The sequence below is a fragment of the Streptosporangium sp. NPDC000509 genome (assembly GCF_042898365.1).
Classification (GTDB): Bacteria; Actinomycetota; Actinomycetes; order Streptosporangiales; family Streptosporangiaceae; genus Streptosporangium.
Map to the genome: position 1 here is coordinate 103,534 of NZ_JBIAYX010000013.1, position 21,322 is coordinate 124,855.

The window sequence follows — 21,322 nt, forward strand, 5'->3', positions numbered from 1 at the left end:
CATGAGGGTGACGGTGCTGACGGGTGCGGGGATCTCGACCGAGTCGGGGATCCCCGACTACCGCGGGCCGAACGGCATGTGGCGCAGGGACCCCGACCACGAGAAACTCGTCACCTACGACTACTACATGGCCGATCCCGAGATCCGGCGGCGCTCGTGGCTGATGCGCCGCGACAACCCCGCGTGGGAGGCCGAGCCGAACGCGGCGCATCGTGCCCTGGCCGCCCTGCCGGACGCGTGGATCGTCACGCAGAACGTCGACGGCCTGCACCAGCGGGCCGGGTCGCCGCCCGAGCGGGTGCTGGAACTGCACGGCAACATGTTCGGCGCCCTGTGCACCGCCTGCGGCGCCCGCTCCACCACGCGCGAGGCGATCGACCGGATCGACGCGGGCGAGAGCGACCCCGCCTGTCACGAGTGCGGAGGCATCGTCAAGACGGCCACCGTGATGTTCGGCCAGTCCCTCGACCCGGTCGTCCTCACCCGCGCGGTCGAGGCGGCCGAGGAGTGCGAGGTGTTCCTCGCCGTCGGCACCTCGCTGCGGGTGCAGCCCGCGGCCTCCCTGGTGGAGGTGGCGGTGCGCGCGGCTGCCCGGCTGGTCGTCGTCAATGCCGAACCGACCCCGTACGACCACCTGGCCGACGAGGTGATCCACGACCCCATTGGCATCGCCGTCCCGCGCCTGTGCTCATCCCTCATCTGAGAGAGCTGTGCCCACCTGACGGGGCGGCGTGAACGTCCTCAGTCGCCGATGTTGACGACGCTGGTGAGGATGACCACCGACTCCTCGTCGGCCTCCAGCGAGTGCCGCCGCTGCGGGATCGGAGCGGTGTGGCCCTCGCCGAGCTCGACGGTCCGCTCGTCGTCGACGAGCCGTACCCGTCCCATCAGGACGTGCAGGCTCCCGGCCGGCGCGGCCTCGTGGTCACCGAGGGCCGTCCCGGCGGTCAGCGCGATGACCGCCTGGCGCAGGGTGCCCTCGTTGAGGTAGGTGTGGGCGCTGCGGCCGTGCGCGCTCGCCCTGGCGAGGCTGAGATGCTCCTGGGCGAGAGCCAGTACGTCGGTCATCGGTTTCCTTCCGGTCGCTGTGTACCTGCCCTGGCCGGACGAGGCGCAGAGCCAGGCGAAGGTAAAGTCATCCGTCCCGCCGAGCGGAGGGCCGCCCGTCGAAGCGGATGGTCCGAAGCAGGTCCGCGGCCGCACGGTCGAGGATCGTGACGCTCGCCGCGGGAGGGAGCGAGCCGCCGCGGGCACGCTCGACGAGCACCCGCCAGCGGCGGCAGTGCCGGGCGAAGGTCGCGCTCGTGACGACCCGGCCGCGCGAGAGCTGCCCCTCGCGGGCGAGCCTCGGCTCCACGTCGAGCAGGATCAGGTGGACCTCGTTGCCGACCCTGCGGGCCAGCCAGGCGAACCCGTACAGGATGTGCGGCCATGTGCCGCGGGTGTGCGCGACGACGGCGTGCCCCTTCCACATGGCGCGGGCGATCCGCACCGCGTGGGTGGTGTGCACGAGCGGGATGCGGGCTCTTTGCGGGATCGGTCCCAGGTAGGGGGCCCACCAGTTGCGGGACTGGCGTGAGTCGATGACGAGGGCGTCACCGGCGCGCACCGGCTCCCTCTCGTCGCCGCGCAGCCCGTACAGACGGTCGAGCAGGGTGCTCTTGCCCGCGCCGGGGATCCCCGCGAGGAGCACCAGCGATCCGGCCGGATAGCGCAGATCCCCGGCGGAGGGCCCGCTGGCCGGTGGGGTGGCCATCACGTGCACCTCGCTGGTGTGGGGGGTTTCAGTCATGCCGCGTCCCGCGTTCCGGGGGAGACACCGGTGGGACGGTGCCCGGAGGGGGAGGGGGGTGTCAGGGGGCATGCTCGCTCCTCGAATGCGCTCGGCCATTCGAGGTCTCCTTCACCCGCGTCTCGCGGGCGACCGTCCGGGGACGCCACAGGGCGTCCGTATTGACCGGATCGGTCTTTGGGAAGTACTCCCCTCGTTCGTTCAAGGTTAAAGGAAAGCGGGCGATCTCGCGTTCATGGAGGGTGACTCTTCCGGACGCGCCGCGGCGCCGGCACCCCTCCCGCGATCCGTACGGGCCGGTCTGCCGGCTCGGCCTCGTGGTCCGCTGGTGTGGGGGTGCCGGCGCCGCCGGGAAAACCCTGGGCCTGACGCCCGTCGGTGGCCCGTCAGTAGTTGTAACCGGAGTTGTTCGAGTTGCCGGAGTTGTTGGAACCGGAGTTGTGGGAACTCGGGTGCGAGGAGGGCGTGGGGGAGGAACCGCCCGTGGGGGAGGTCGTCGAGGTGGCCGCTCCGCCCGGCCTGATCAGGCCGAGCAGGCCGTGCGTACCGCCGTCGCTGCCCGCGCTGAACCACAGGGAGTTCGTGCCGCCGACGGTCTCGGTACCTGGCTCCAGGTCCCACAGGCCGCTCAGGGTGATGGGCCTGCCGTCGGAGGAGCGCAGCGGGCCGAGCGAGCGGCCGTTGCGCGGGTTGTAGGCGTTGATGCGGCCGTCGCCGAAGTTGCCGACCAGCAGGGCGCCGGAGAGGTTGCCGAAGTTCTTCGGGGCCAGCGTCATCGCCCAGGGGGCGTTGAGGGCTCCGCGCGCGACGAAGCGGCCGAGGAACCGGCCGGAGCCGTTGAACTGGCTGACGAACCCCTTGCCCTGCCCGGCCACGGACTTGCCGGTCTCGGGGTCGCGCTTGGCGTACGCGACGAGCACGGAGTTGCCCACGACCTCCACGTTGAACGGCGCGTAGTTCTCCGGCAGGCCGGGGTCCTGGAACGCGCGGCGGCCCATCGAGATCCGGTCGAAGTCGCCGTTGAAGACGTGGATCCGGTTGCGGGCGAAGTCGGCGGCGAGCAGCATCGGCCCCCGGTTCGTCTGGGCGAGGGCGAGGCCCTTGAAGTCGGCGCCCTTGACGAACGCGCTGATGATCGCGTCGTCGGGGTCGGCCTCGGCGTTCCAGCCGGTGATCGCCCCGCTGGGGCTGGCGAAGATGAACGTGGCCGGCCCGGAACCACCGGGCCCCTTCACGACGAACTCCTCGCCCATGTTGACGACCTGCCCGGTGGGCCTGCCGCCGGGGACGCGGACCTGGGTCTTCTCCTGCTTCACGGTGCCCGCGCCGCCGGAGTAGACGGTGGCCAGGCCGGTGCCCGTGGCCGAGACCCAGAGGGTCTTGCCCATCGCCAGTCCCCACGGGTTGACCAGCGCGGGGTCGGTGACCGCGGCCCGTCCGCTGACGTCCGAGACCAGGTTGGTGACCGCGAAATGCTTTCGCAGGCTCTGTTGACCGGCCTTCTCGGGGCCGCTCGCGGTCCCCGCCTGTTTCGCTCCGGCCCGCGCCTGATGGGTCCCGGCGGACGCCGTACCGGCGACGCCCATGACCAGGACCGTGGCGCAGATCGTGACGGTGCGTACTCGCATTCATGGCTCCTCTGTGAGGGAGTGCCTTTCGCCGCGAGATACGCGTGGGGTCCGTGCGCGGTTCAGTCCGCTTCTCCAGGGCCGGCACCCGGGAGGAGCCGTGGGGACGGGGGAGTCAGCGGAGGGCGGCCGCCTCGGCGGCCAGTTTCTCGATGCGCGAGTAGTCGCCGTCGGCGAGCGCGTCGGCCGGGGTGAGCCAGGTGCCGCCCACGCACCCGACGTTCGGCAACGCGAGATAGTCGGGGGCCGTCGCGAGCTTGATGCCACCCGTCGGGCAGAACGTGACCTGCGGCAACGGGCCGCCGAGTGCTTTCAGGTACGGCAGACCGCCGGCGGCCTCGGCGGGGAAGAACTTCATCTCGGTCACCCCGCGGTCGGCGAGCGCCATGACCTCGGAGGCGGTCGCCACACCGGGCAGGAACGGCACCCCGCTCACCTCCATGGCGTCGACCAGCCCCGGGGTGGTTCCCGGGCTGACCAGGAACCTGGCGCCGGCCGCGACGGAGGCCGCCACGTCGGCCGGGGTGCGGATGGTGCCGGCGCCGATCACCGCCTCCGGGACCTCGGCGGCGATGCGCGTGATGGAGTCCAGGGCGGCGGTGGTGCGGAGGGTCACCTCGATGACCGGCAGGCCGCCCGCGACCAGGGCTCGGGCCAGGGGGACCGCGGTCTCCGGATCGTCGATCACGACGACCGGGACGACCGGGGCGATGTCGAGCAGACTCATGCGAACTCCAGGTTGGACAGGCGCTGGCTCAGCCAGGCCGCCGCGCCGGTGAGGGCGGGCTGAGGGGCCACGATCAGCACCGTGGCGATGTCGGAAAGGTAGTCGTTCAGGGTCGGGGTGGCCTCGAAGCGACGGCGGAAGTCGCTGGAGCGGACCCGGTCCACGATACGTGGCAGCACGCCGCCGCCCAGGTAGACGCCGCCCCGCGCGCCGAGGGTGAGGGCGACGTTCCCGGCGAAGGTGCCGAGCATGGCGCAGAAGACCTCGACGGTCTCCGCGCACAGCGAGTCGTCCATCCGGGCCACGATGTCGGAGGCGGACAGTGCCGGCGCGTCCGTCCCGTGGACGAGCGCGAGGGCCCGGTGCAGACGTGACAACCCCGGCCCGGACAGCAGGTGCTCGGCCACCACGTGCTCCAGGCCGTCTCCGCGCAGTGCCCGGACGATCTCGTGGTCCCGCATGTCGAGGACGGGCGCCGTGACGTGCCCGCCCTCCCCGGGGATCGGCACCCATCCCTCGGCCGCGGGCACCAGACCGCCCACGCCGAGACCCGTCCCAGGCCCGAGCACGGCCTTGACGCCGTGCGAGGGCTCGGGACCGCCCAGGGAGACCAGGTCGTCGCCCCGCAGGTACGGCAGGGACGCGGCCAGGGCCTCGAAGTCGTTGAGCAGCCAGGCGTTCGGGATGCCCAGGTCGCGTACCGACCCGGTCCACCCGGAGTTGGTGAGCCGATAGCGGTCGCCCTCCACGGGCCCCGCGATCGCGACGCACGCGGCTCCCGGCTGAACTCCGCCCGCATGATCTGCGATATAGGCGGCTACGGCTTCGGGAAGGCCATCGTGTTCCGCGCCCGCGAGCACGGCCACCGCCTCGGGCTGTCCACCGGGCTCGGTGACCAGCCCGAACCGGGCGTTGGTGCCGCCGATGTCGGCGACGAGCCAGGGAAGGCTCACGAGATCTCCTTCGCGGACCGTGTGAAGGAGACGATGTGCGCGCTCACGCCCGGATCCCGCTCTGGGCGGTCGCCGGGCGGGTGCCGTTCGCGACGGCCTCGGCGTGGCCGTTCAGCGCGAAGACGCCCGCGCCGCGTTCCGCGGGGCCCGCCGCGCGGCGGAAGGCGCCGAACAGTTCGCGGCCGGTGCCGACCCACTGGGCGTCGGTGAGCGGCGCGCCCTGAAGGGGCCTGGCGGCCAGTTCCTCGGCGCCGACCAGCAGCTCCAGGGTGCCCGCGGCGGCGTCGAGGCGGATGGGGTCACCGTCGCGCACCAGCGCGATGGGGCCTCCGTCGGCGGCCTCCGGCGACAGGTGGATGGCCGCGGGGACCTTGCCGGACGCGCCGGACATGCGGCCGTCGGTGACGATCGCCACCCGCTGCCCCCTGTCCAGCAGCACCGCCATCGGCGGGGTGAGCTTGTGCAGCTCCGGCATGCCGTTCGCGCTCGGCCCCTGGTAGCGGATGACCGCCACGAAGTCCTGCCCGTCCAGCTCGCCCGCGTCGAAGGCGCGCAGCAGCTGAAGCTGGTCGTCGAAGACCTTGGCCGGGGCCTCGATGACGAGGTGCTCGTCCTTGACGGCGGAGACCTTGCTGACCGCGCGGCCCAGGTTGCCGTCGAGCATGTGGATGCCGCCGTCGGCGGAGAACGCCTCGGAGACCGGGCGCAGCACGTCGAGGTCGGTGCTGCCCTCGGTGCGCTCCTGCCAGACCAGCTCGCCCTCCTTGAGTTCGGCGGCCGAGCGGTAGTGGTCCAGCCCGCGCCCGGCGATCGTGAGCACGTCGCGGTGGAGCAGCCCGGCGTCCAGCAGGTCGCCGATGAGCACCTGCATGCCGCCTGCGGCCTGGAAGTGGTTCACGTCCGCGTGGCCGTTGGGGTACATGCGGGTCAGCAGCGGCACCGCCTTCGACAGCGCGGCCAGGTCGTCCCACAGGAGCTCGATGCCGGCCGCCGCAGCGATGGCGACGATGTGCATGGTGTGGTTGGTCGAGCCGCCGGTCGCGAGCAGTGCCACGCAGGCGTTGACGATCGCCTTCTCGTCGACGACCTCGCCGACGGGGGTGTACTCGGAGCCGTGCGCGGTCAGCTCGACCGCCCGCCTGCCCGCGGCCTTCGTCAGGGCCTCGCGCAGCTCGGTGCGCGGGTTGACGAACGTCGAGCCCGGCAGGTGCAGGCCCATGACCTCGATCATGACCTGGTTGGAGTTGGCGGTGCCGTAGAAGGTGCAGGTGCCGGGGGAGTGGTACGACTTCGCCTCGGCGTCCAGCAGCTCGCCCTTGCCGACCTTGCCCTCGGCGAACAGTTGCCGGGTGCGGGCCTTGACCTTGTTGGGCAGGCCGGAGGTCATCGGTCCGGCGGGGACGAACACCGCGGGCAGGTGGCCGAAGTGCAGCGCCCCGATCAGCAGGCCGGGAACGATCTTGTCGCAGACGCCGAGCATGAGGGAGGCGTCGAACATGTCGTGCGAGAGCGCGATCGCGGTGGCCATCGCGATGACCTCGCGGCTGTAGAGCGAGAGCTCCATACCCGCCCGGCCCTGTGTGACGCCGTCGCACATCGCGGGCACGCCCCCGGCGAACTGCGCGACGCCGCCGGCCTTCCTGACGGCGGCCTTGAGGATCGCCGGGTAGGTCTCGTACGGCTGGTGCGCCGACAGCATGTCGTTGTAGCTCGACACGATCGCCACGCCGGGCTTGACGTTGGCGCGCAGGTCCCGCTTGTCGCTCTCGCCCACGGCGGCGAAGCCGTGCGCGAGGTTCGCGCAGCCCAGGCTCGCCCGGGCGGGGCCGCGCAGGCGGGCCGCCTCGGCCTCGGCGTGAAGCCGGTTCAGGTAGGCGGTGCGGCTGGGGCGGCTGCGCTCGACCAGACGGTCGGTCACCTCCTGGATCACGGGGTGCATCCGGACTCCTCGATCGTGGTCGGCGTCATCGTTGCCGGGATGGTCGCTTCGGGCAGGGCGGTCGGCTCGCGCGCTCACTCCGCCCCCTCCTCGTGCCAGACGCGGCCGCTGCGGCCGACGAGCTCGTGGGCCGCGGCGGGTCCCGCGCTGCCCGCCGGATACGGCTCGGGCGGGGTTCCCCTGGACTCCCACTCGTCGAGGATCGGGTCGATCCACCGCCAGGCGGCCTCGACCTCGTCGCGCCGCATGAACAGGGTCGGGTTGCCGGCGAGGACGTCCATGAGCAGCCGCTCGTAGGCCTCGGGCACCCGGCCGGTGAAGGTCTCGGCGAAACTGAGGCTCAGCGGGACGGGCTTGAGCGCCACCTCGCCCGCGCCGGGCTCCTTGGCCATGATGTTCAGCTGGATGCCCTCGCTCGGCTGCAGCCGCAGCACGAGCCGGTTCGGCGTGCTGCCGGGGAAGATCGAGTGGGGCACGTCCTTGAACTGCACCACGATCTCCGAGCAGCGCTGCGGCATGCGCTTGCCCGTACGCAGGTAGAACGGAACCCCGGCCCAGCGCCAGTTCCTCACCTCGGCGCGGATCGCGGCGAAGGTCTCCACCCGGCGGGAGTCGTCGGTGGGCGCGGTGTTGTCGGGCTCGTCGAGGTAGCCGGGTACCGGGACACCGCCGGACTCACCCGCCGTGTACTGGCCGCGCACGGTGAAGCGGTCCACCTCACCGCCGGTGATGGCCCGCAGCGCCTGGAGGACCTTGACCTTCTCGTCGCGGATCGACTCGCGGTCGTTGCGTGACGGCGGCTCCATCGCCACCAGGCACAGCAGCTGGAGCAGGTGGTTCTGCACCATGTCGCGCAGCGCGCCGGCGTGGTCGTAGTAGCCGCGACGGCCGGGGGTGCCGACGGTCTCGGCGACGGTGATCTGGACGTGGTCGATCCACAGGGAGTTCCAGATCGGCTCCAGGAACGCGTTGGCGAACCGGAGCACGAGGAGGTTCTGGACCGTCTCCTTGCCCAGGTAGTGGTCGATGCGGTAGATCTGCCGCTCGTCGAAGATGGCGCCGACCTCGTCGTTGATCCGCATCGCGCTGCGCAGGTCGCGTCCGAGCGGCTTCTCCAGCACCACCCGCGAGGCGGGGGTGACCAGGCCGGCGCGGTGCGCCTCGCGGCAGAACGGGCCGAACGTCATGGGCGGGCTGGCCAGGTAGAACACCCGGTCGCGGCGCTCGTGCCCGTCGAGCGTCCTGGCGAGTTTCGTCCACCCCGTGGGGTCCTGGCCGCTGATGTCGATGGTGACGTGGTGCAGGCGGCCGAGGAAGCGCCGCCAGGTGTCGAGGTCGTCCTGCGGCACCGAGCCGCGCATCGCGGCGTCCACCTTGCCGCGGAAGTCGGCGTCGTCGAGCCCGCCGCGGGACATCGCGATCACGCGGGTCTCGGGGGCGAGACGTCCGTCCCGGTCGGAGTGGTAGAGCGCCGGGAGGAGTTTCCGCATGGAGAGGTCGCCGGTGCCGCCGAAGACGATGAGGTCGGCGGGTTGCGGGGTCTCGGACATCGGGGGAACTCTCCGTGATGATCTATCGAATTTGGGGATAGATCGGACACTAGCTAGATCTTGCGCTCTACACAAGCGGAGTTTTGTAATTTGAGATGAGAAAGTAGGAAGTTTTCATTTCCTAAGTGGGTGTGATTCACTTGGCGGATGCCTCGACGTCCCGCTGCCGCGCTGGCCACCAGCGGTGAGGTGTTGCGCCTCATCCGCTCGGGCGAGGCCGCCACCCGAGCGGACATAGGGCGTGTCACCGGCCTGTCCAGACCCGCCGTGTCCCTGCGCGTCACCGAGCTGCTGGAGCGGCGCCTCGTCGTGGAGGACAGTGAGGGCCCCTCCACCGGAGGCCGCCCGCCCACCCGCCTGATCTTCAACGCCTCAGGCGGGGTCGTCCTCGTCGGCTCTCTCGGCGCGAGCCGCGCACAGGTCGCCGTCTGCGACCTCGCGGGCAAGGTGCTGGCCGACACCGCCCTCTCGGTGGACGTGGAGGAGGGGCCGGACGTCGTCCTGCCGCTGGTCATGCGGAGCTGGAGCGAGCTGCTCGGCGACCGCCCCGTCTCCCTGGTCCGCGGCGTCGGCCTGGGGGTCCCCGCCACGGTGGAGTTCGCGGCCGGTCGCACCGAGAGCGCCCGGATCATGGCCAGCTGGACCGGTGTGGCCATCCCGCCGATCATCGCCGAGAGCTTCCCCGCCCCCGTCTTCCTCGACAACGACGTGAACGTCATCGCGATCGGTGAGCATCGCGAGATCTACGCGGGCGAGGCCGACGACCTGCTGTTCATCAAGGTGTCCACCAGGATCGGCTCCGGAGTGATCGCCGGGGGCGAGATCCTGCGGGGGGCGCTGGGCGCCGCGGGGGAGATCGGGCACATCCCGGTCCGCGACGGCGGGGGCGTCCTGTGCCGCTGCGGCAACATCGACTGCGTCGACTCCGTCGCCAGCGGCACCGCGATCCTGCGTCAGCTCCGGGCCAGGGGGCACGAGGTCACGAGTCTCGCCGACGTGGTGAGCCTGGTCAGGGCAGGGGACGCGGAGACCATGACCGTGGTCCGCGACGCCGCCCGGATGCTCGGCGAGGTCGTCGCCAGCGCGGTCAACCTGCTCAACCCCTCGGTGGTCGTCCTCGGCGGAGACGTCGCGGAGACCTTCCAGCCGATGGTCTCGGGGGTCCGCGAGGTCATCTACCGCCGCTCGACGGCGCTGGCCACCCGCAACCTGCGGATAGAGCGCAGCCGGCTCGGCCCGAGCGCCGGGATCATCGGCTGCGCCCACATGGTCCTGGACCACATCCTGTCGCCCGAGGCCGTCGACTCCGCCGGCTGGCAACCGCCGCGCTCGGTCCGCTCCGTCCGCTCCCTCGTCTGAGCGGCCCCTCGTCGCCCCCTACGCCTCCTGCGGGCTCTCCCTGCGATCCGCCGTGCCGGTGGACCTGGCGTTGAGCACCACCAGCGCCAGCAGGACGAGCAACCCGGCGAAGGTCGCGGCCAGGCCCACGAACTCGGCGAACCAGCCGACCAGGACGGGGCCCAGCAGCAGTCCCGAGTAGGTCAGCGTGGTGAACCTGGCCAGTGCCGCGGCTGCCCCGAGGCCCTCCGCGCCGTGCCCCACCGCGCTGAAGATGAGGGGGAGCAGGACCGAGAGACCGATCCCCACCACCGCGAAACCCGCGATCGCGACGACGATCCCCGGGCTGAGCACGACCATCAGCAGGCCGCAGAGGGCGATGCCACCGCTCACCCTGACCAGGGCGGGCGCGCCGTACCGCTCGTGGAGGCGGTCACCGACGAGGCGGCCCGCGGTCTGGCACAGGTTGAAGAACGTGTATCCCAGCGAGGCGACGGCGAGGGTGGCGCCGCGATCCTCCAGGAGGAAGACACCGCTCCAGTTACCGACCGCGCCCTCCAGGATCAGGATGACGGCGCCCATCGCGCCGAACATCAGCACCCGCGGGGTCCACCCGTCCCGCCACTTCACCCGGACCTTCTTCTCGCCCTCCCGGCTCGCATGCCGGTCGGCCGAGGCCGGCAGCATCCACAGCCCGGTGACCAGCGAGAACAGCGCCACCGCCACGCCCAGCCACAGGAAGTGCGACATGGGGGTGAGGCCGGCCTGGATGGCGAGGCCGCCCAGCACGGAGGCGATCATCGCGCCGATGCTCCAGGCGGCGTGGCAGCGGTTCATGACGGACCGTTTGTGAGCGCGCTCGACCGCGATGGCGTGGGCGTTCATGGAGACGTCGAGAAGCCCGTCGATCAGACCGAAGATCACCAGTGCGACGGCGAGCTGGATCGGATCGGAGGCCAGCGCGAGGCCGACCAGGGAGAGCGGCAGCGCCACCCCGGTCACCCGGGCGATCGGCGCGCTGCCGTACCGGGCCACCAGGCCACCGGCGAGCTGCATGGCGATCAGGGCCGAGACGGAGGGGACGACGAGCAGGAGACCGAGCTGCCCGGCGGAGAGGTCGTGCTCCACCTTCAGCGAGGGGACCCTGATCAGGAAGCTGGCGTAGGAGATCCCCACGATCAGGAACGCCGACATCGCGGCGAGGCGGGTCAGGCCCGCGGCCCGCGACACCACCGCTTCGGGAGGCGTCCCCGGCGGCTCACCGGCGGGAGAGTCCACCCCGGGCGGCTCGTTGGGAGGCCGTCCTCCGGAGGCGGGTTCGGTCATGTTCTCAGGCGCCGTCATCGCCGGCCCACTCCTTCATCCACCTGGGGTCCACGTCGTCCTCCTCGCGGATGAACCGCACGTCGGCCGAGACACGCATGACGTCGGTCACGGTGTCGAGGGAGGCGTGCACCACGTACGGGTTGTGCACGGTCAGGTCGCCCGCCTCGTAGTCGCTCCACAGCCATCGCCGGTCGACGACGCGGGCCGTCGTCTGGAGGTCGTGGCTGATCGGCCGGGAGTCGTGGGCCCGATCGGTTCGAAGCCGCGCCGGATCGAACCGCTCCGCGGACTCCCGGTGCGAGCCCTCCAGGTAGACCAGGCCCCCGGTCTCCATCGGGCAGTCGCCGACCGGTATCCACATCGTCAGGACGCGGTCGCTGCCCTGGGACATGTACGCGTGATCGGTGTGGGCGCGGGAGGCCCGCAGCGAGCCCGCGTAGAAGTGGCGCAGGATGCCCCGGGGCAGCAGCCGGACGGGGCCACCGAGCAGGGTCGAGGCGAGCTCCGTCAGGGCCGGTTGCCGGGCGAAGGAGGCGAACCGCTCGGTACGCACGAAGTCGTAGGCGGGGTGGTCCCTCACCCCGTGGGAGGGCAGCCCCTCCGGCGGGCGGCCGGAGAAGACGCCCTCCTCGGGGGTGGTCCCCGGCTTGAGCAGACCTTCGGGAAACGCCGACAGGTACGCCGCCCGCAGGGAGAGGACCGCCTCGCGGTCGAGGAACCCCCGCAGCAGCAACAGACCGTCGTCGTGGAACCGCCGCCTGAGCGCCTCGGGATCGCCGAGCAGCGCGCTGCTGTCGGCGAGCGGGGCGAACAACTCGTCGGTGAACGGGATGGGCACGCCGTTGGAGGAGACGGCCCGCCTGTCTCCTGGCATCAGTAGACCCCCTCGGTGATCTGGTCGGCGTCCTCCGCCTCGTAGGGCCCCACTCGCGCCACCCCCGGCCACGGAAACCAGGGATGCGGCGGGGCGGAGACGGCGCTGTCCCGCTCCAGCAGGTTGGGCAGGAAGAGATCCTCCAGGAGGGTCACCGCCCTGATCCGGCCCCGCTCACCGGTGGCGGCCTCCTGCCAGACGTCGTCGGGCCGGACGACGTGCATGACCGCGAAGGGCGGCGGCAGATGGTAGCTGTGCGGCTCGCCGGGGGAGGGGGCGTCACCCTGGAGGGCGTGCCCGACGAGGGTGTTGCCGTAGGTGTCGATCCACTGGACCCCGTCCAGATACTCCTCGCGCAGATAGCGCGCCTCCTCGGGGGAGCAGGAGGTGCCGCCGGTGCACACCGCGCGGACGCCGTACTCGGCGAGGGGCTTGTCCAGTGCGGGGGCGAGCGACAGGAGCAGTTTGGCGGTCGTGAAGAGCAGGCTGACCCGCTCGTCCCGCAGGAGGTCCGCCGTCTGCGCGACGAGGTGCTCGACGTAGGCGTCGGCGCCGTCGCCGGAGGAGGCGCGAAGCAGGTGTTTCACCCAGCGCGGGTCGAAGTCCACGGAGAAGACCGCCGCCCCCCAGCTGTCGCCGAGCAGCTTGACGAAATGCCCGTAGGCGTGCGGGCCGCTGGGCGTCATGGCCAGGATGTCGCCGCCGAGCAGGCCGCGGGCCTCCAGCATGACGCGGTACATCTTCACGTCGTAGACGGCGCGGGTCACATCGACGACCCGGTACGGCAATCCGGACGTCCCCCCGGTCTCCACGACGCGGAACGGCCGCCCCGCGAAGCCCCTGGGCACGAGGTCGCGCGCGCTCACCCCCCGCAGGTCGGTCTTGTCGAACAGGCCGAACAGGCGCAGGGAGGCGTAGTCGGTGACGTCGCGGATCGGGTCGAAGGGCAGGCGGCTCCTGCGCGCCAGCCAGAACGGTGAGCCGGTCTCCTCGCTGAAGTGCCAGCTCATCATGCGCGCCGTCCACTCGTCGAGGGACTCGCGCATGGCGGGGATCTGTTCTCGCATGGCGTCCAGCAGGGAGCCGACCGGGAGGTGATGACTGCTCGGGTTCAGGACGACACTCCTTGGGGAACGGCCGCGAAACAGGCCGGGTGTACGAAGCGGGACCCGGCGGCGACGTCACGCGCTCCCGCCTCGTCCGTGGAGACGACGACGGCGAAGGGGAAGGGCAGCTCGCAGCCGACGAGAGGATGGCCGACGTCGTCGACGTGGACGAGGGTGGGCGCGAGGAACGTCGTCCCGCCCGACCTGACCAGGAGCGGCCGCCGGGTGAGGACGCGCCCGCCGGGGGCGAGCCGGTCGGAGACGAACGCGGCCATGCGCGCGGCGTCGGCCTCGGGCCACGACGCCTGCGGCAGGCGCGGGTCGGGCGGGTCGAGGGAGATGCCGTCGAGCACCGCCGCGACCGCGCGGCCGCGCTCGACGGCATCTTCCCCGGCCGTCCGCAGGCAGACCACCGTGGACACGCAGGTGCAGAACCGGCCCGCGTCCCGCGCGATCCGGAAGGCGAGCTCGGTGGGATCCACCGGCTCCCGCGCGCCCACGATCACGCAGGCCCGCCCGGGGCCGCGCAGATCGAGGGACGGCGTGTCCATCGCCGGTTCCGCGGCCAGGCCGTCGCCGCCGTAGACGACCTGCCTGTCGGTCGCCCGGATCAGCGCGGGCAGGACCCGGGGCGCGCTCGGGTAGTAGCCCAGCGTCTCCGGCGGCCAGCCCACGCTCAGCAGGGCACCGATCAGGCGGGCCGACGACAGCGGCTCGCGCCTGCTGGGGCGGACCCAGACCGCCGCGCCCGACAGCGCCGCCTCGAGCACTCCCTCCAGGCAGGTGAAGGTGTTGGCGGGCAGGGAGACCAGGGTGAGCCCGCCGGTCTCACGCACGTCCGCCGCGAGCTCCTCCAGCCGCTCGCCGAGCATCGCCGACCAGCGGCGCACGAGAACGGAGGGGAGCCCCGCCGTGGCGCGCATCGCCTCGTCGAACCCCCCGGCGTCCTGGACGCCGAGGGACTCGACGGGTACGCGGCCGTGCCCGAACAGCGCGACGGCCTCGCGGAGCATCTCCAGGCGCCGGGCGAAGGGGGGGACGGTCGTCGCGGCACGACGCGCCCGCAGGCGCGCGCCGTCGTCGCGGACGAGGATCTCCGGGGCGAGGGAGAGCGACGGCCCTCCGGGGACGGGCACGGTGTCCATCGACCGGTACCACCGTCCCGCGCGCAGCAACGGCAGGACCGCATCGCCGGTCACGACAGCGCGTCCCGCAGCGCGTGGACGACCCGCTCCTGCTGGGCTCGCGTCATGCCGGGAAAGAGCGGCAGGCAGATGTGCCGGGAGGTGAACGCCTCGGCGTTCGGGAAGGACCGGTTCGCGAAGCGCCGGGCGAAGTAGGGCTGGCGATGGAGCGGGACGTCGTACACCTCGCCCGCGAGCCGTACCCCCTCGGCGCGGAGGTGCCGCTTGAGCGCCGCGCGGTCGACGCCCTCGGGCAGCAGGGCGAGATACTTGTAGTGGTTCGTCGCGCACCCCGCGGGTACGGCGGGGCGCTTCAGTGAGGGCACGCCGGCCAGGCCGTCGTCGTACCAGGCGGCCAGTTCCGTACGCTCGGCCAGCACCTCGGCCAGCCGGGCCAGATGGGTGAGGCCCACCGCCGCGTGCAGTTCGCTCATCCGCCAGTTGCTGCCGAGATCGTCGTGGAGGTTCTCCTCGAAGGAGCGCTTGCCGTGGTCGCGCAGGTGCACGACGCGCCTCAGATCGTTCTCGTCCGCGCTGAGCAGGCCGCCCTCGCCACTGGTGATGATCTTGGTGGGGTACAGGGAGAAGGCGGCCAGCCGGCCGAAGGTGCCCGCCCGGCGTCCGTGCAGCGAGGAGCCGAGGGCGTGGGCGGCGTCCTCGACGACGGCGATCCCCTGCCTGTCGCACTCGGCCAGCACCTCGGCCAGCGAGTCGGGGACGACCCCGGCGATGTGCACGGGCACGACCGCGGCCACGTCCTCGTGGGCGGCGAGGGCGGCGCGCAGCCCGTCGGGGTCCATGCCGAGACCGTCCGGCTCCATGTCGACGAAGTCGACCCGGGCGCCGGCGCGGACGGCACTCGCCGCGGTCGCGAAGAAGGTGTTGGCCGGGACCAGGACGGTGCGTCCCTCGACCCCGACGATCCGTAGCGCGATCTCCAGGGCGGAGGAGCCCGAGCTCACCGCCGCCGTGCCACGCCCGATCTCCCCGGTCGCGAGCGCCTCCAGCCGGGTGCCGCGCGTTCCGAGCGTGAGGGACCCGGAGGCGAGGGCGTCGTCGACGAGGTCCAGGATGTCCAGGCGGGCCCGGACGTCGAACCCGATCTTGGCCGCGGGCACGTCCGGCGTGTCGGTGACGGGCTCGGCCAGGGACCGGGTGAAGAAGTCCGCCGCCTCGGCCAGGCCGGTGCCGTGGCCCATGGGCAGCGGCAGGATCTCGGCCGAGGGGTGGGCGCTCACGATCCGTTCGCCGGCGGTCTTGGCGTCGCCGGGATCGAGGCGTCCGTCGGCCGTGCCGTACTGGACCTGCAGGGGAGCGGGGGCGAGCGCCGCGTACAGGTCGGGGAGGTCGGCGTGACGCAGGATCGACGGCAGGGCGACGTACTGGTTCCAGGCCAGCGACCGGCCGATCATCGTCTCGTACGTGCCCAGGTGGCTGGCGGCGCACAGCGGGAGCGACTCCTGGCGCAGCAGCGCGGCGTGCAGCGCCACGGCCGCGCCCATGCTGTGCCCGAACAGGCCGATCCGCCCGGGTGCCACGTCCGGATGCGTGCCGAGCCAGTCGAGCGCGGCTCCCGCGTCCTCCGCCATCGCCCCGAGGAGGCTCCCGCCGCGCAGCCGCAGCGTGCCGTCCAGCACGTCGCCGGGATCGCGCCCGCCCAGCGTGGCGGGTTCGGCCCAGCGGTCGAGACCGTGGTCGAGGGTGAGGGTGAGGAAACCGGCCCGGGTCAGGTGCGCGGCGACGTCGCGCCCCGGATGGTCGGGAGGCAGGAGCCCGGTGACCCGTTCCAGGGTCGCGTTGCGCCCCGGGCAGACCAGCACGGCCGGCCACGGCCCCGGGCCCGGCGGGGCCAGCATGACCGCGCGCAGCTCCCGGCGGTCCTCGTGCTCGAAGAGGTAGTGGTCCACCCGCGGCTCCCCGCCCTCCTGCCTGCGGGTGGAGCGCACCCGAAGGCGCACCTGCCGGGTGGCGGCCAGTCGGGCCACCACCCGGCGCACCTGGCCGTTGCGTGCGGCGGCGGGGGCGGGGTCGGACGTGGGGGAGCCGGGGGCGGAATCGACCGGAGAATGGCCGAGATGGTGGAACCGGTCGATCGACGTCAACGCGAACCCCGGATCTCAGACGAAGTCGGCGTGGAGCGTGTGCGGAACCTCGACGCGGTAGGTGTTCAGTGCGTCGTCCAGCTTGATCCGCCCCTTGCGCAGCCATTCGAGCAGCTCGTTCTGCGGCCGGTAGAAACAGGATTTGCACAGGTCGGTCCTGAGCGGGTTGCTCGACTCCCACTCGGCTCTGGGGCCGCCCTCAAGGACGTTCAGGTAGCCGTCCTGGAGCACGTTGCCGATGCGGTAGCGGCTGTTCAGGTGGACCTGGGGGCAGGGGTAGAGATGGCCGTCCGCTCCGACGGCCGTGACGAAGCGGCTGTAGTGGCAGTGGTCGAAGTCGCCCTCGACGGACTCCACCTGGTCCATCGGTCCCCGGTCGAGCTTGGGCACGGAGACCTCGAACTCCTCCGACGACAGCGCGGAGACCTCGTCGAGCGAGGCGGAGACCTCCGCCATGACCTGCTCGATCGTCTCGTGGCCCATCGAACTGTAGAACTCCGGCTCGAACCGTACGTAGTGGGCTCCGGAGTCGCGCGCTATCAGGGCGGCCTGCGTGATCTCCCGGTAGTTCTGCATGGTGATCACGAAGTTGAACCCGATGCGGAACTCGGGGTCGACGGCGTTGTCGCGCAACCTGCGGACGGAGCCGAGGAAGGACTTGAACGTCTGCTCGCGGTCCCGGGTGATCTCGTTGAAGGTGGCCTCGGTGCCGGCGTTGAGGCCGATGCGCACCCAGGTGTGGGTGTTCACCACGCAGTCGGCGATGTCGTCCCTGTGCAGGCGGGAGCCATTGGTGATGAGGCCGATGCGCAACCCGGCCGCGTGCCCGGAACCGCAGATCTCCGTATAGCCCTTGTGAATGGTGCATTCGCCGCTGCCGCAGAATGTGACGGCCCGGCCGCCGGACTCGGCGAATTCCCGCATGAGCCTGACGCTCTTGTCGGTGGGAATCGCGTCCTTGAAGGAGAACAGATCGTAGAAATTCTCCTCGTTCGGCGAGTGGAAGTTGCAGAAATTGCAGCGCATATTACAGGCACCCATGATGCCGATGCGCATATGGACGGGCCGGAAGCTCTCCCCGTTGACGAACTTCCTCAGCAGGTCCTCGTGAGCCATGACCTTGTCGGGAGCGTGTGCCTGGTCGAGTTCGACCTCCGCCAGGCCCTCCCCGTTGGTGGGTCTCGCAGACCGGTAACTCTCGTTCGACATTTCATCCCCAATCGACCAGGAAGGATTTGGTCAACCCGGTCCTTGTGCCAAATTCGGCGCGCTGGCAACGTCGTTCGGATACGTGTTGAAGTAGGTCGATTTAGGGTTGGGATCGTGACATTCGGACTATGGGAGCGCTCCCAAATCGGGATACTAAATGACGCTCCTAAATGGGTCAAGTCCTCTTGTGGGGCATTTTCGGACACGGTACGGTACGTCGGGGTCCGACATTCGCGCGGCCGGAGGGAGTTCGTGCAGGTGGAGGGAAACGGCATGACAGAAACCCCAATAGCGTCACCCCAAATGCCAGGTTCCTTCCCGGACACACGGACACTCGGGTCCAGGCTGGCCGCCTATGCCTTCCTCGCCAACGACCCGTCGGTTCCCATGGTCGCCGCCGACTGGTGGGAGATCAGCGGCCCGCACTACAAGGCGGTGGCCGCCGCTCTCGCCCACTTCGTGGCCGGAGAGCCCGCGGCGGAGGACCTGCGCCGCTTCGCCGCCTGCCCCGGGGACGGCGAGCTGGAGACCGCGCTGGTGAACGCGCTCCTTCCCCTGCTGGACCGCTCACCCGCCGACCGTGCGCGCCTCGGGGAGCTGGTCGTCGCGGCCGACGCGCGCGTGCTGGTGGACTACCACAACGGCGCGTCGGCCGACCGCTCCGCCGCCGAGGTGTCGGTGGCCGACGCCTCCGCCTGGTCACGGCCGAGAACACTGGGGACACCGGGGGCGTCGGGGGTGCGGACGGTGGTCGTCATCCCCTTCAGGGACCGCGTCGGCGGCGCCCGTACCCGCAACCTGCTGGCCTGCCTGGCCGCCCTGCGCGACCAGGACGGTCACGACGCCCGGGTGAGCGTCGCCGTGGTCGAGTCCGACTCGGCGCCCACCTGGCGTGACACCGTCGAACCACTGGTGGACCACTACGTGTTCGCGCGACACGACGGGCACTTCAACAAGTCCTGGGCGGTCAACGTCGGGGTTCGCGACACCCCCGGCGAGCCCGAGCTGATCTGCGTGCTGGACACCGACATCCTGGCCGACCGCCGGTTCCTGAGCCGGAACCTGGACCGCATGGCGAGCGAGCCCGAACTCTCGGCCTTCCTGCCCTACCGTCGCATGTTCTGCCTCGATCCCGAGTCCTCCTCCGCCGCCGTCCGCCGGCGCTGCGAGCACGGCGAGGCCGACGTGCCGCTCGACGCCGTACGCGCGCTGGTGCTGAAGGAACCGCCGGGCGCCTGCCTCTGGGCGAGAAGGACAACCTTCGACGCGATCGGCGGGTTCGACGAGCGATACCAGGGCTGGGGCGGCGAGGACGACGACGTCGTGGCGCGGCTGAGCCTGGCGGGAGGGTTCACCCGGTTCGACGACCCGTTGCTGCACCTGGCCCACCCGCGTCCGGAGATGACCCTGGACGGGGTGCCGTTCAACGCCCACATCGCCCCGCTGAGCTGGAGCGTCGCCGGCGGATACGGCGACCTGCGAGGTCCCGGGGCATGACCTTGGCCGTTCGCGCCTACGCGGCGCGCACCTCGGTGCCGCAGGGCGGATCGCTGCGCTTTCGTCTCCTGCCCGACGATCCGACGACCGAGGACCCGATGCCCGGCGGTATCGCCGCCGGCGAGACGGCGGCAGGCGGCGGGCACGGCGCGGCCGGCTGCCGTGCCCGGGTTCGTGACGCCGTGACCGGCGAGGTCAGGGCCGAGCTGGACGCCTCCGGGCCCTGGTGGACCCTGCGGGTCCCCGAGAGCTGGCCCAGCTCCCTCTACGCCGTGCGGTTCACCCTCGGCGAGGAGGACGACGGGACCCGGGAGGGCGAGGCCCGGGCCGGCGGGAGCGACGAGAGCGGGGACGACGAGACCTACTTCGTCGTCCTGGCCCGCGAACCGGGACCCACCGGGGCGGTCCTGGTGTCGGTGCCCTTCCTCACCTGGCAGGCGTACAACAGGGCCGGAGTCCCGGGAGAGGGCCTGTATCCCACGGAGAGCCCGGAGCGAGCCGGCCGGGTCACCTTCGACCGGCCGGGCGGCGGACCCGCGGGCAACTGGGAGGACAACTTCTACCGGTGGCTGAGCCGTAACGGCGTCCGGGCCGACTACTGCTCCAACCTGGATCTGCACGAGGATCCGGACACGCTGCTGCGCGGCCGCCGCCTGCTCGTGATCCCCGGGCACGACGAGTACTGGACCCGGGAGATGCGCGACGCCGCGGAGTCCTTCGTGGCCTCCGGAGGCAACATCGCCTTCTTCGCCGGCAACACGTGCTGGTGGCAGATCCGGCTGGAGGACGAAGGCCGCACCATGGTGTGCCACCGCGACGCCCTGCTCGACCCGATGGCCGCGACCGATCCGAGCCTGGTCACCGTGGAGTGGTCGGGTTCGCCCGTGGGCCGGCCGGAGAACAGCCTGACCGGCGTGAGCTTCCGGCGCGGCGCGGGCTGCTGGGAGGACATGGACGCGATGAAGTCCGAGTCGTACACGGTGCGCTTCGCCGAGCACTGGGTGTTCGAGGGCACGGGACTGCGCGACGGCGACACCTTCGGCAGGGGCGCGGTCGGCTACGAGACCGACGCCGCCGAGTACGTCGAGGTCGACGGCGTCCCGCTCGCGACCGGCGCCGACGGCACCCCCGCCGACTTCGCCATCCTGGCCACCGCCGACCTGCGCCACTGGCGGCACCTGGGCCAGGGCGGCCACGCCACCATGGGCATCATGCGCCGTGGGGCGGGCACCGTCTTCAACGCGGCCACGATCGGCTGGGGCGACGCCCTCGACGATCCGGTGCTCGACCGCGTCACCCGCAACGTGCTCGCCAGGCTCGCCGGTGATCCCGGCTGGTGGGAGCCGATGGGGCACGGGGCCACCGCACTCGCGCTCGCCGCCTGCGAGCACCGTCTCTTCGCCGTCCACACCGACGGTGATCTCTGGGTGAGGCCGTACCGCACCCAGAACCTGAGATGGCGGCGGATCGAGCCCGCGCCCGGCCTGGTGGCCCTGACCGCGCCGAGAGAGGCGACACCGGGCTCACCCGTCCTGTTGTACGGCCTGCACTCCGAAGGGCGCGTCGTCGTCCGCGAGCCGGTGACCGAGCGGGCTTCATGGCAGGACCTGTACGACGCCCCGCCGGAGGCGGTCGGGATCGCCCCCGTCGACCAGACCATGTTCGCCGCCGGTGCCGGAGGCGAGCTGTGGCAACGTCCGCTCGCCGCGGGTCGGTCGCGGCCGTGGACCCGCGCGGGCGAAGGGCCGAGGCTCGCCGCGCTCGCCCACGTGGGGGGACGGCTGATCGGGCTGACCCACGACGGGGAACTGCGGGTCAGGACACGGGATGACGAGTGGGCGTTTTTGGGCACCACGCCCGGGCTGGTCACGCTGACCGGTACGACCGGCAGGCTTGTCGGCGCCACGCCGGGCGGCGACCTGTTCTGGCGCGAACTCGTCGGTGGCGCGTTCACAGGACCTCCACCTCCCGTGGCGGGCGATACGGGTCCGGGACGTCCACGGCCCCTGGCGGGCGATGCAGCCCTGGGACGTCCACGGCCCTTGGCAGGCGAAGCGATCACGGGACATCCGCAAACCGGAAACAACGAGGAGTGAC

Annotated in this window: 17 protein-coding genes; 4 read left to right on the plus strand and 13 right to left on the minus strand. The window is 71.7% G+C overall.

Annotated elements, in window-relative coordinates; all coding sequences use genetic code 11:
* Position 1: 1 nt before the first annotated feature.
* Complete coding sequence (locus tag ACFY3D_RS23975; protein ID WP_389982732.1) at positions 2-703, plus strand: NAD-dependent deacetylase; 702 nt, start codon at positions 2-4, stop codon at positions 701-703.
* A gap of 38 nt (positions 704-741) precedes the next feature.
* On the opposite strand, the gene ACFY3D_RS23980 is transcribed toward ACFY3D_RS23975, so the two are convergent.
* The 7 genes from ACFY3D_RS23980 to zwf form a co-directional block, all read right to left on the minus strand.
* Entirely contained in the window at positions 742-1,068 is a 327-nt protein-coding gene (locus ACFY3D_RS23980) for a cupin (protein ID WP_362896945.1), read from the minus strand.
* Positions 1,069-1,135: 67 nt separating this feature from the next.
* The gene (locus ACFY3D_RS23985; RefSeq protein ID WP_389982735.1) at positions 1,136-1,792 is read right to left on the minus strand and encodes an AAA family ATPase; all 657 of its coding nucleotides are present in this window, start codon (positions 1,790-1,792) and stop codon (positions 1,136-1,138) included.
* 386 nt (positions 1,793-2,178) lie between these two features.
* Positions 2,179-3,420 carry a TIGR03118 family protein gene (locus ACFY3D_RS23990; protein ID WP_389982738.1) on the minus strand — a complete coding sequence of 414 codons (1,242 nt, stop codon included), beginning with the start codon at positions 3,418-3,420 and terminating at the stop codon, positions 2,179-2,181.
* Between the two features lie 115 nt (positions 3,421-3,535).
* Positions 3,536-4,147: a bifunctional 4-hydroxy-2-oxoglutarate aldolase/2-dehydro-3-deoxy-phosphogluconate aldolase gene (gene eda, locus ACFY3D_RS23995; RefSeq protein WP_350949265.1), complete on the minus strand. Its 612-nt coding sequence runs from the start codon at positions 4,145-4,147 to the stop codon at positions 3,536-3,538.
* Complete coding sequence (locus ACFY3D_RS24000) at positions 4,144-5,100, minus strand: glucokinase (RefSeq protein ID WP_389982742.1); 957 nt, start codon at positions 5,098-5,100, stop codon at positions 4,144-4,146. The genes eda and ACFY3D_RS24000 overlap by 4 nt, the downstream gene beginning before the upstream one ends.
* Before the next feature lie 43 nt (positions 5,101-5,143).
* Positions 5,144-7,039 (minus strand): phosphogluconate dehydratase, encoded by a 1,896-nt coding sequence (edd, locus tag ACFY3D_RS24005; RefSeq protein ID WP_389982745.1) that lies wholly within the window; start codon positions 7,037-7,039, stop codon positions 5,144-5,146.
* A 74-nt stretch (positions 7,040-7,113) separates the two neighbouring features.
* Positions 7,114-8,589, minus strand: a complete 1,476-nt coding sequence (gene zwf, locus ACFY3D_RS24010; RefSeq protein WP_389982748.1) for a glucose-6-phosphate dehydrogenase — start codon at positions 8,587-8,589, stop codon at positions 7,114-7,116.
* A 147-nt stretch (positions 8,590-8,736) separates the two neighbouring features.
* Here zwf and ACFY3D_RS24015 point away from each other — a divergent pair, with 147 nt between their 5' ends.
* Positions 8,737-9,948, plus strand: a complete 1,212-nt coding sequence (locus ACFY3D_RS24015) for an ROK family transcriptional regulator (protein ID WP_389982751.1) — start codon at positions 8,737-8,739, stop codon at positions 9,946-9,948.
* Between the two features lie 18 nt (positions 9,949-9,966).
* Here the strand turns inward: ACFY3D_RS24015 and ACFY3D_RS24020 are convergent, their stop codons facing one another.
* The 6 genes from ACFY3D_RS24020 to ACFY3D_RS24045 are packed head-to-tail and all read right to left on the minus strand — an operon-like array spanning position 9,967 to position 17,728.
* On the minus strand, positions 9,967-11,271 hold the full coding sequence (locus ACFY3D_RS24020) for an MFS transporter (RefSeq protein ID WP_389982754.1): 1,305 nt from the start codon (positions 11,269-11,271) through the stop codon (positions 9,967-9,969).
* A complete protein-coding gene (locus tag ACFY3D_RS24025; protein ID WP_389982757.1) occupies positions 11,258-12,127 on the minus strand; it encodes a phytanoyl-CoA dioxygenase family protein in 870 nt (289 codons plus the stop codon). The genes ACFY3D_RS24020 and ACFY3D_RS24025 overlap by 14 nt, the downstream gene beginning before the upstream one ends.
* Entirely contained in the window at positions 12,127-13,194 is a 1,068-nt protein-coding gene (locus tag ACFY3D_RS24030; protein ID WP_389982762.1) for a hypothetical protein, read from the minus strand. The genes ACFY3D_RS24025 and ACFY3D_RS24030 overlap by 1 nt, the downstream gene beginning before the upstream one ends.
* A gap of 44 nt (positions 13,195-13,238) precedes the next feature.
* The gene (locus ACFY3D_RS24035) at positions 13,239-14,432 is read right to left on the minus strand and encodes a hypothetical protein (protein ID WP_389982766.1); all 1,194 of its coding nucleotides are present in this window, start codon (positions 14,430-14,432) and stop codon (positions 13,239-13,241) included.
* Entirely contained in the window at positions 14,429-16,519 is a 2,091-nt protein-coding gene (locus tag ACFY3D_RS24040) for a DegT/DnrJ/EryC1/StrS family aminotransferase (RefSeq protein ID WP_389982769.1), read from the minus strand. Before ACFY3D_RS24040 ends, ACFY3D_RS24035 begins: the two co-directional genes overlap by 4 nt.
* A gap of 15 nt (positions 16,520-16,534) precedes the next feature.
* The gene (locus ACFY3D_RS24045) at positions 16,535-17,728 is read right to left on the minus strand and encodes a radical SAM protein (protein ID WP_389982772.1); all 1,194 of its coding nucleotides are present in this window, start codon (positions 17,726-17,728) and stop codon (positions 16,535-16,537) included.
* Between the two features lie 303 nt (positions 17,729-18,031).
* On the opposite strand from ACFY3D_RS24045, the gene ACFY3D_RS24050 reads away from it, so the two are divergent.
* Positions 18,032-19,225, plus strand: coding sequence for a galactosyltransferase-related protein (locus tag ACFY3D_RS24050; RefSeq protein ID WP_389982775.1), 1,194 nt, complete (start codon positions 18,032-18,034; stop codon positions 19,223-19,225).
* Positions 19,222-21,321 carry a N,N-dimethylformamidase beta subunit family domain-containing protein gene (locus ACFY3D_RS24055; protein ID WP_389982778.1) on the plus strand — a complete coding sequence of 700 codons (2,100 nt, stop codon included), beginning with the start codon at positions 19,222-19,224 and terminating at the stop codon, positions 21,319-21,321. Before ACFY3D_RS24050 ends, ACFY3D_RS24055 begins: the two co-directional genes overlap by 4 nt.
* Position 21,322 lies beyond the last annotated feature (1 nt).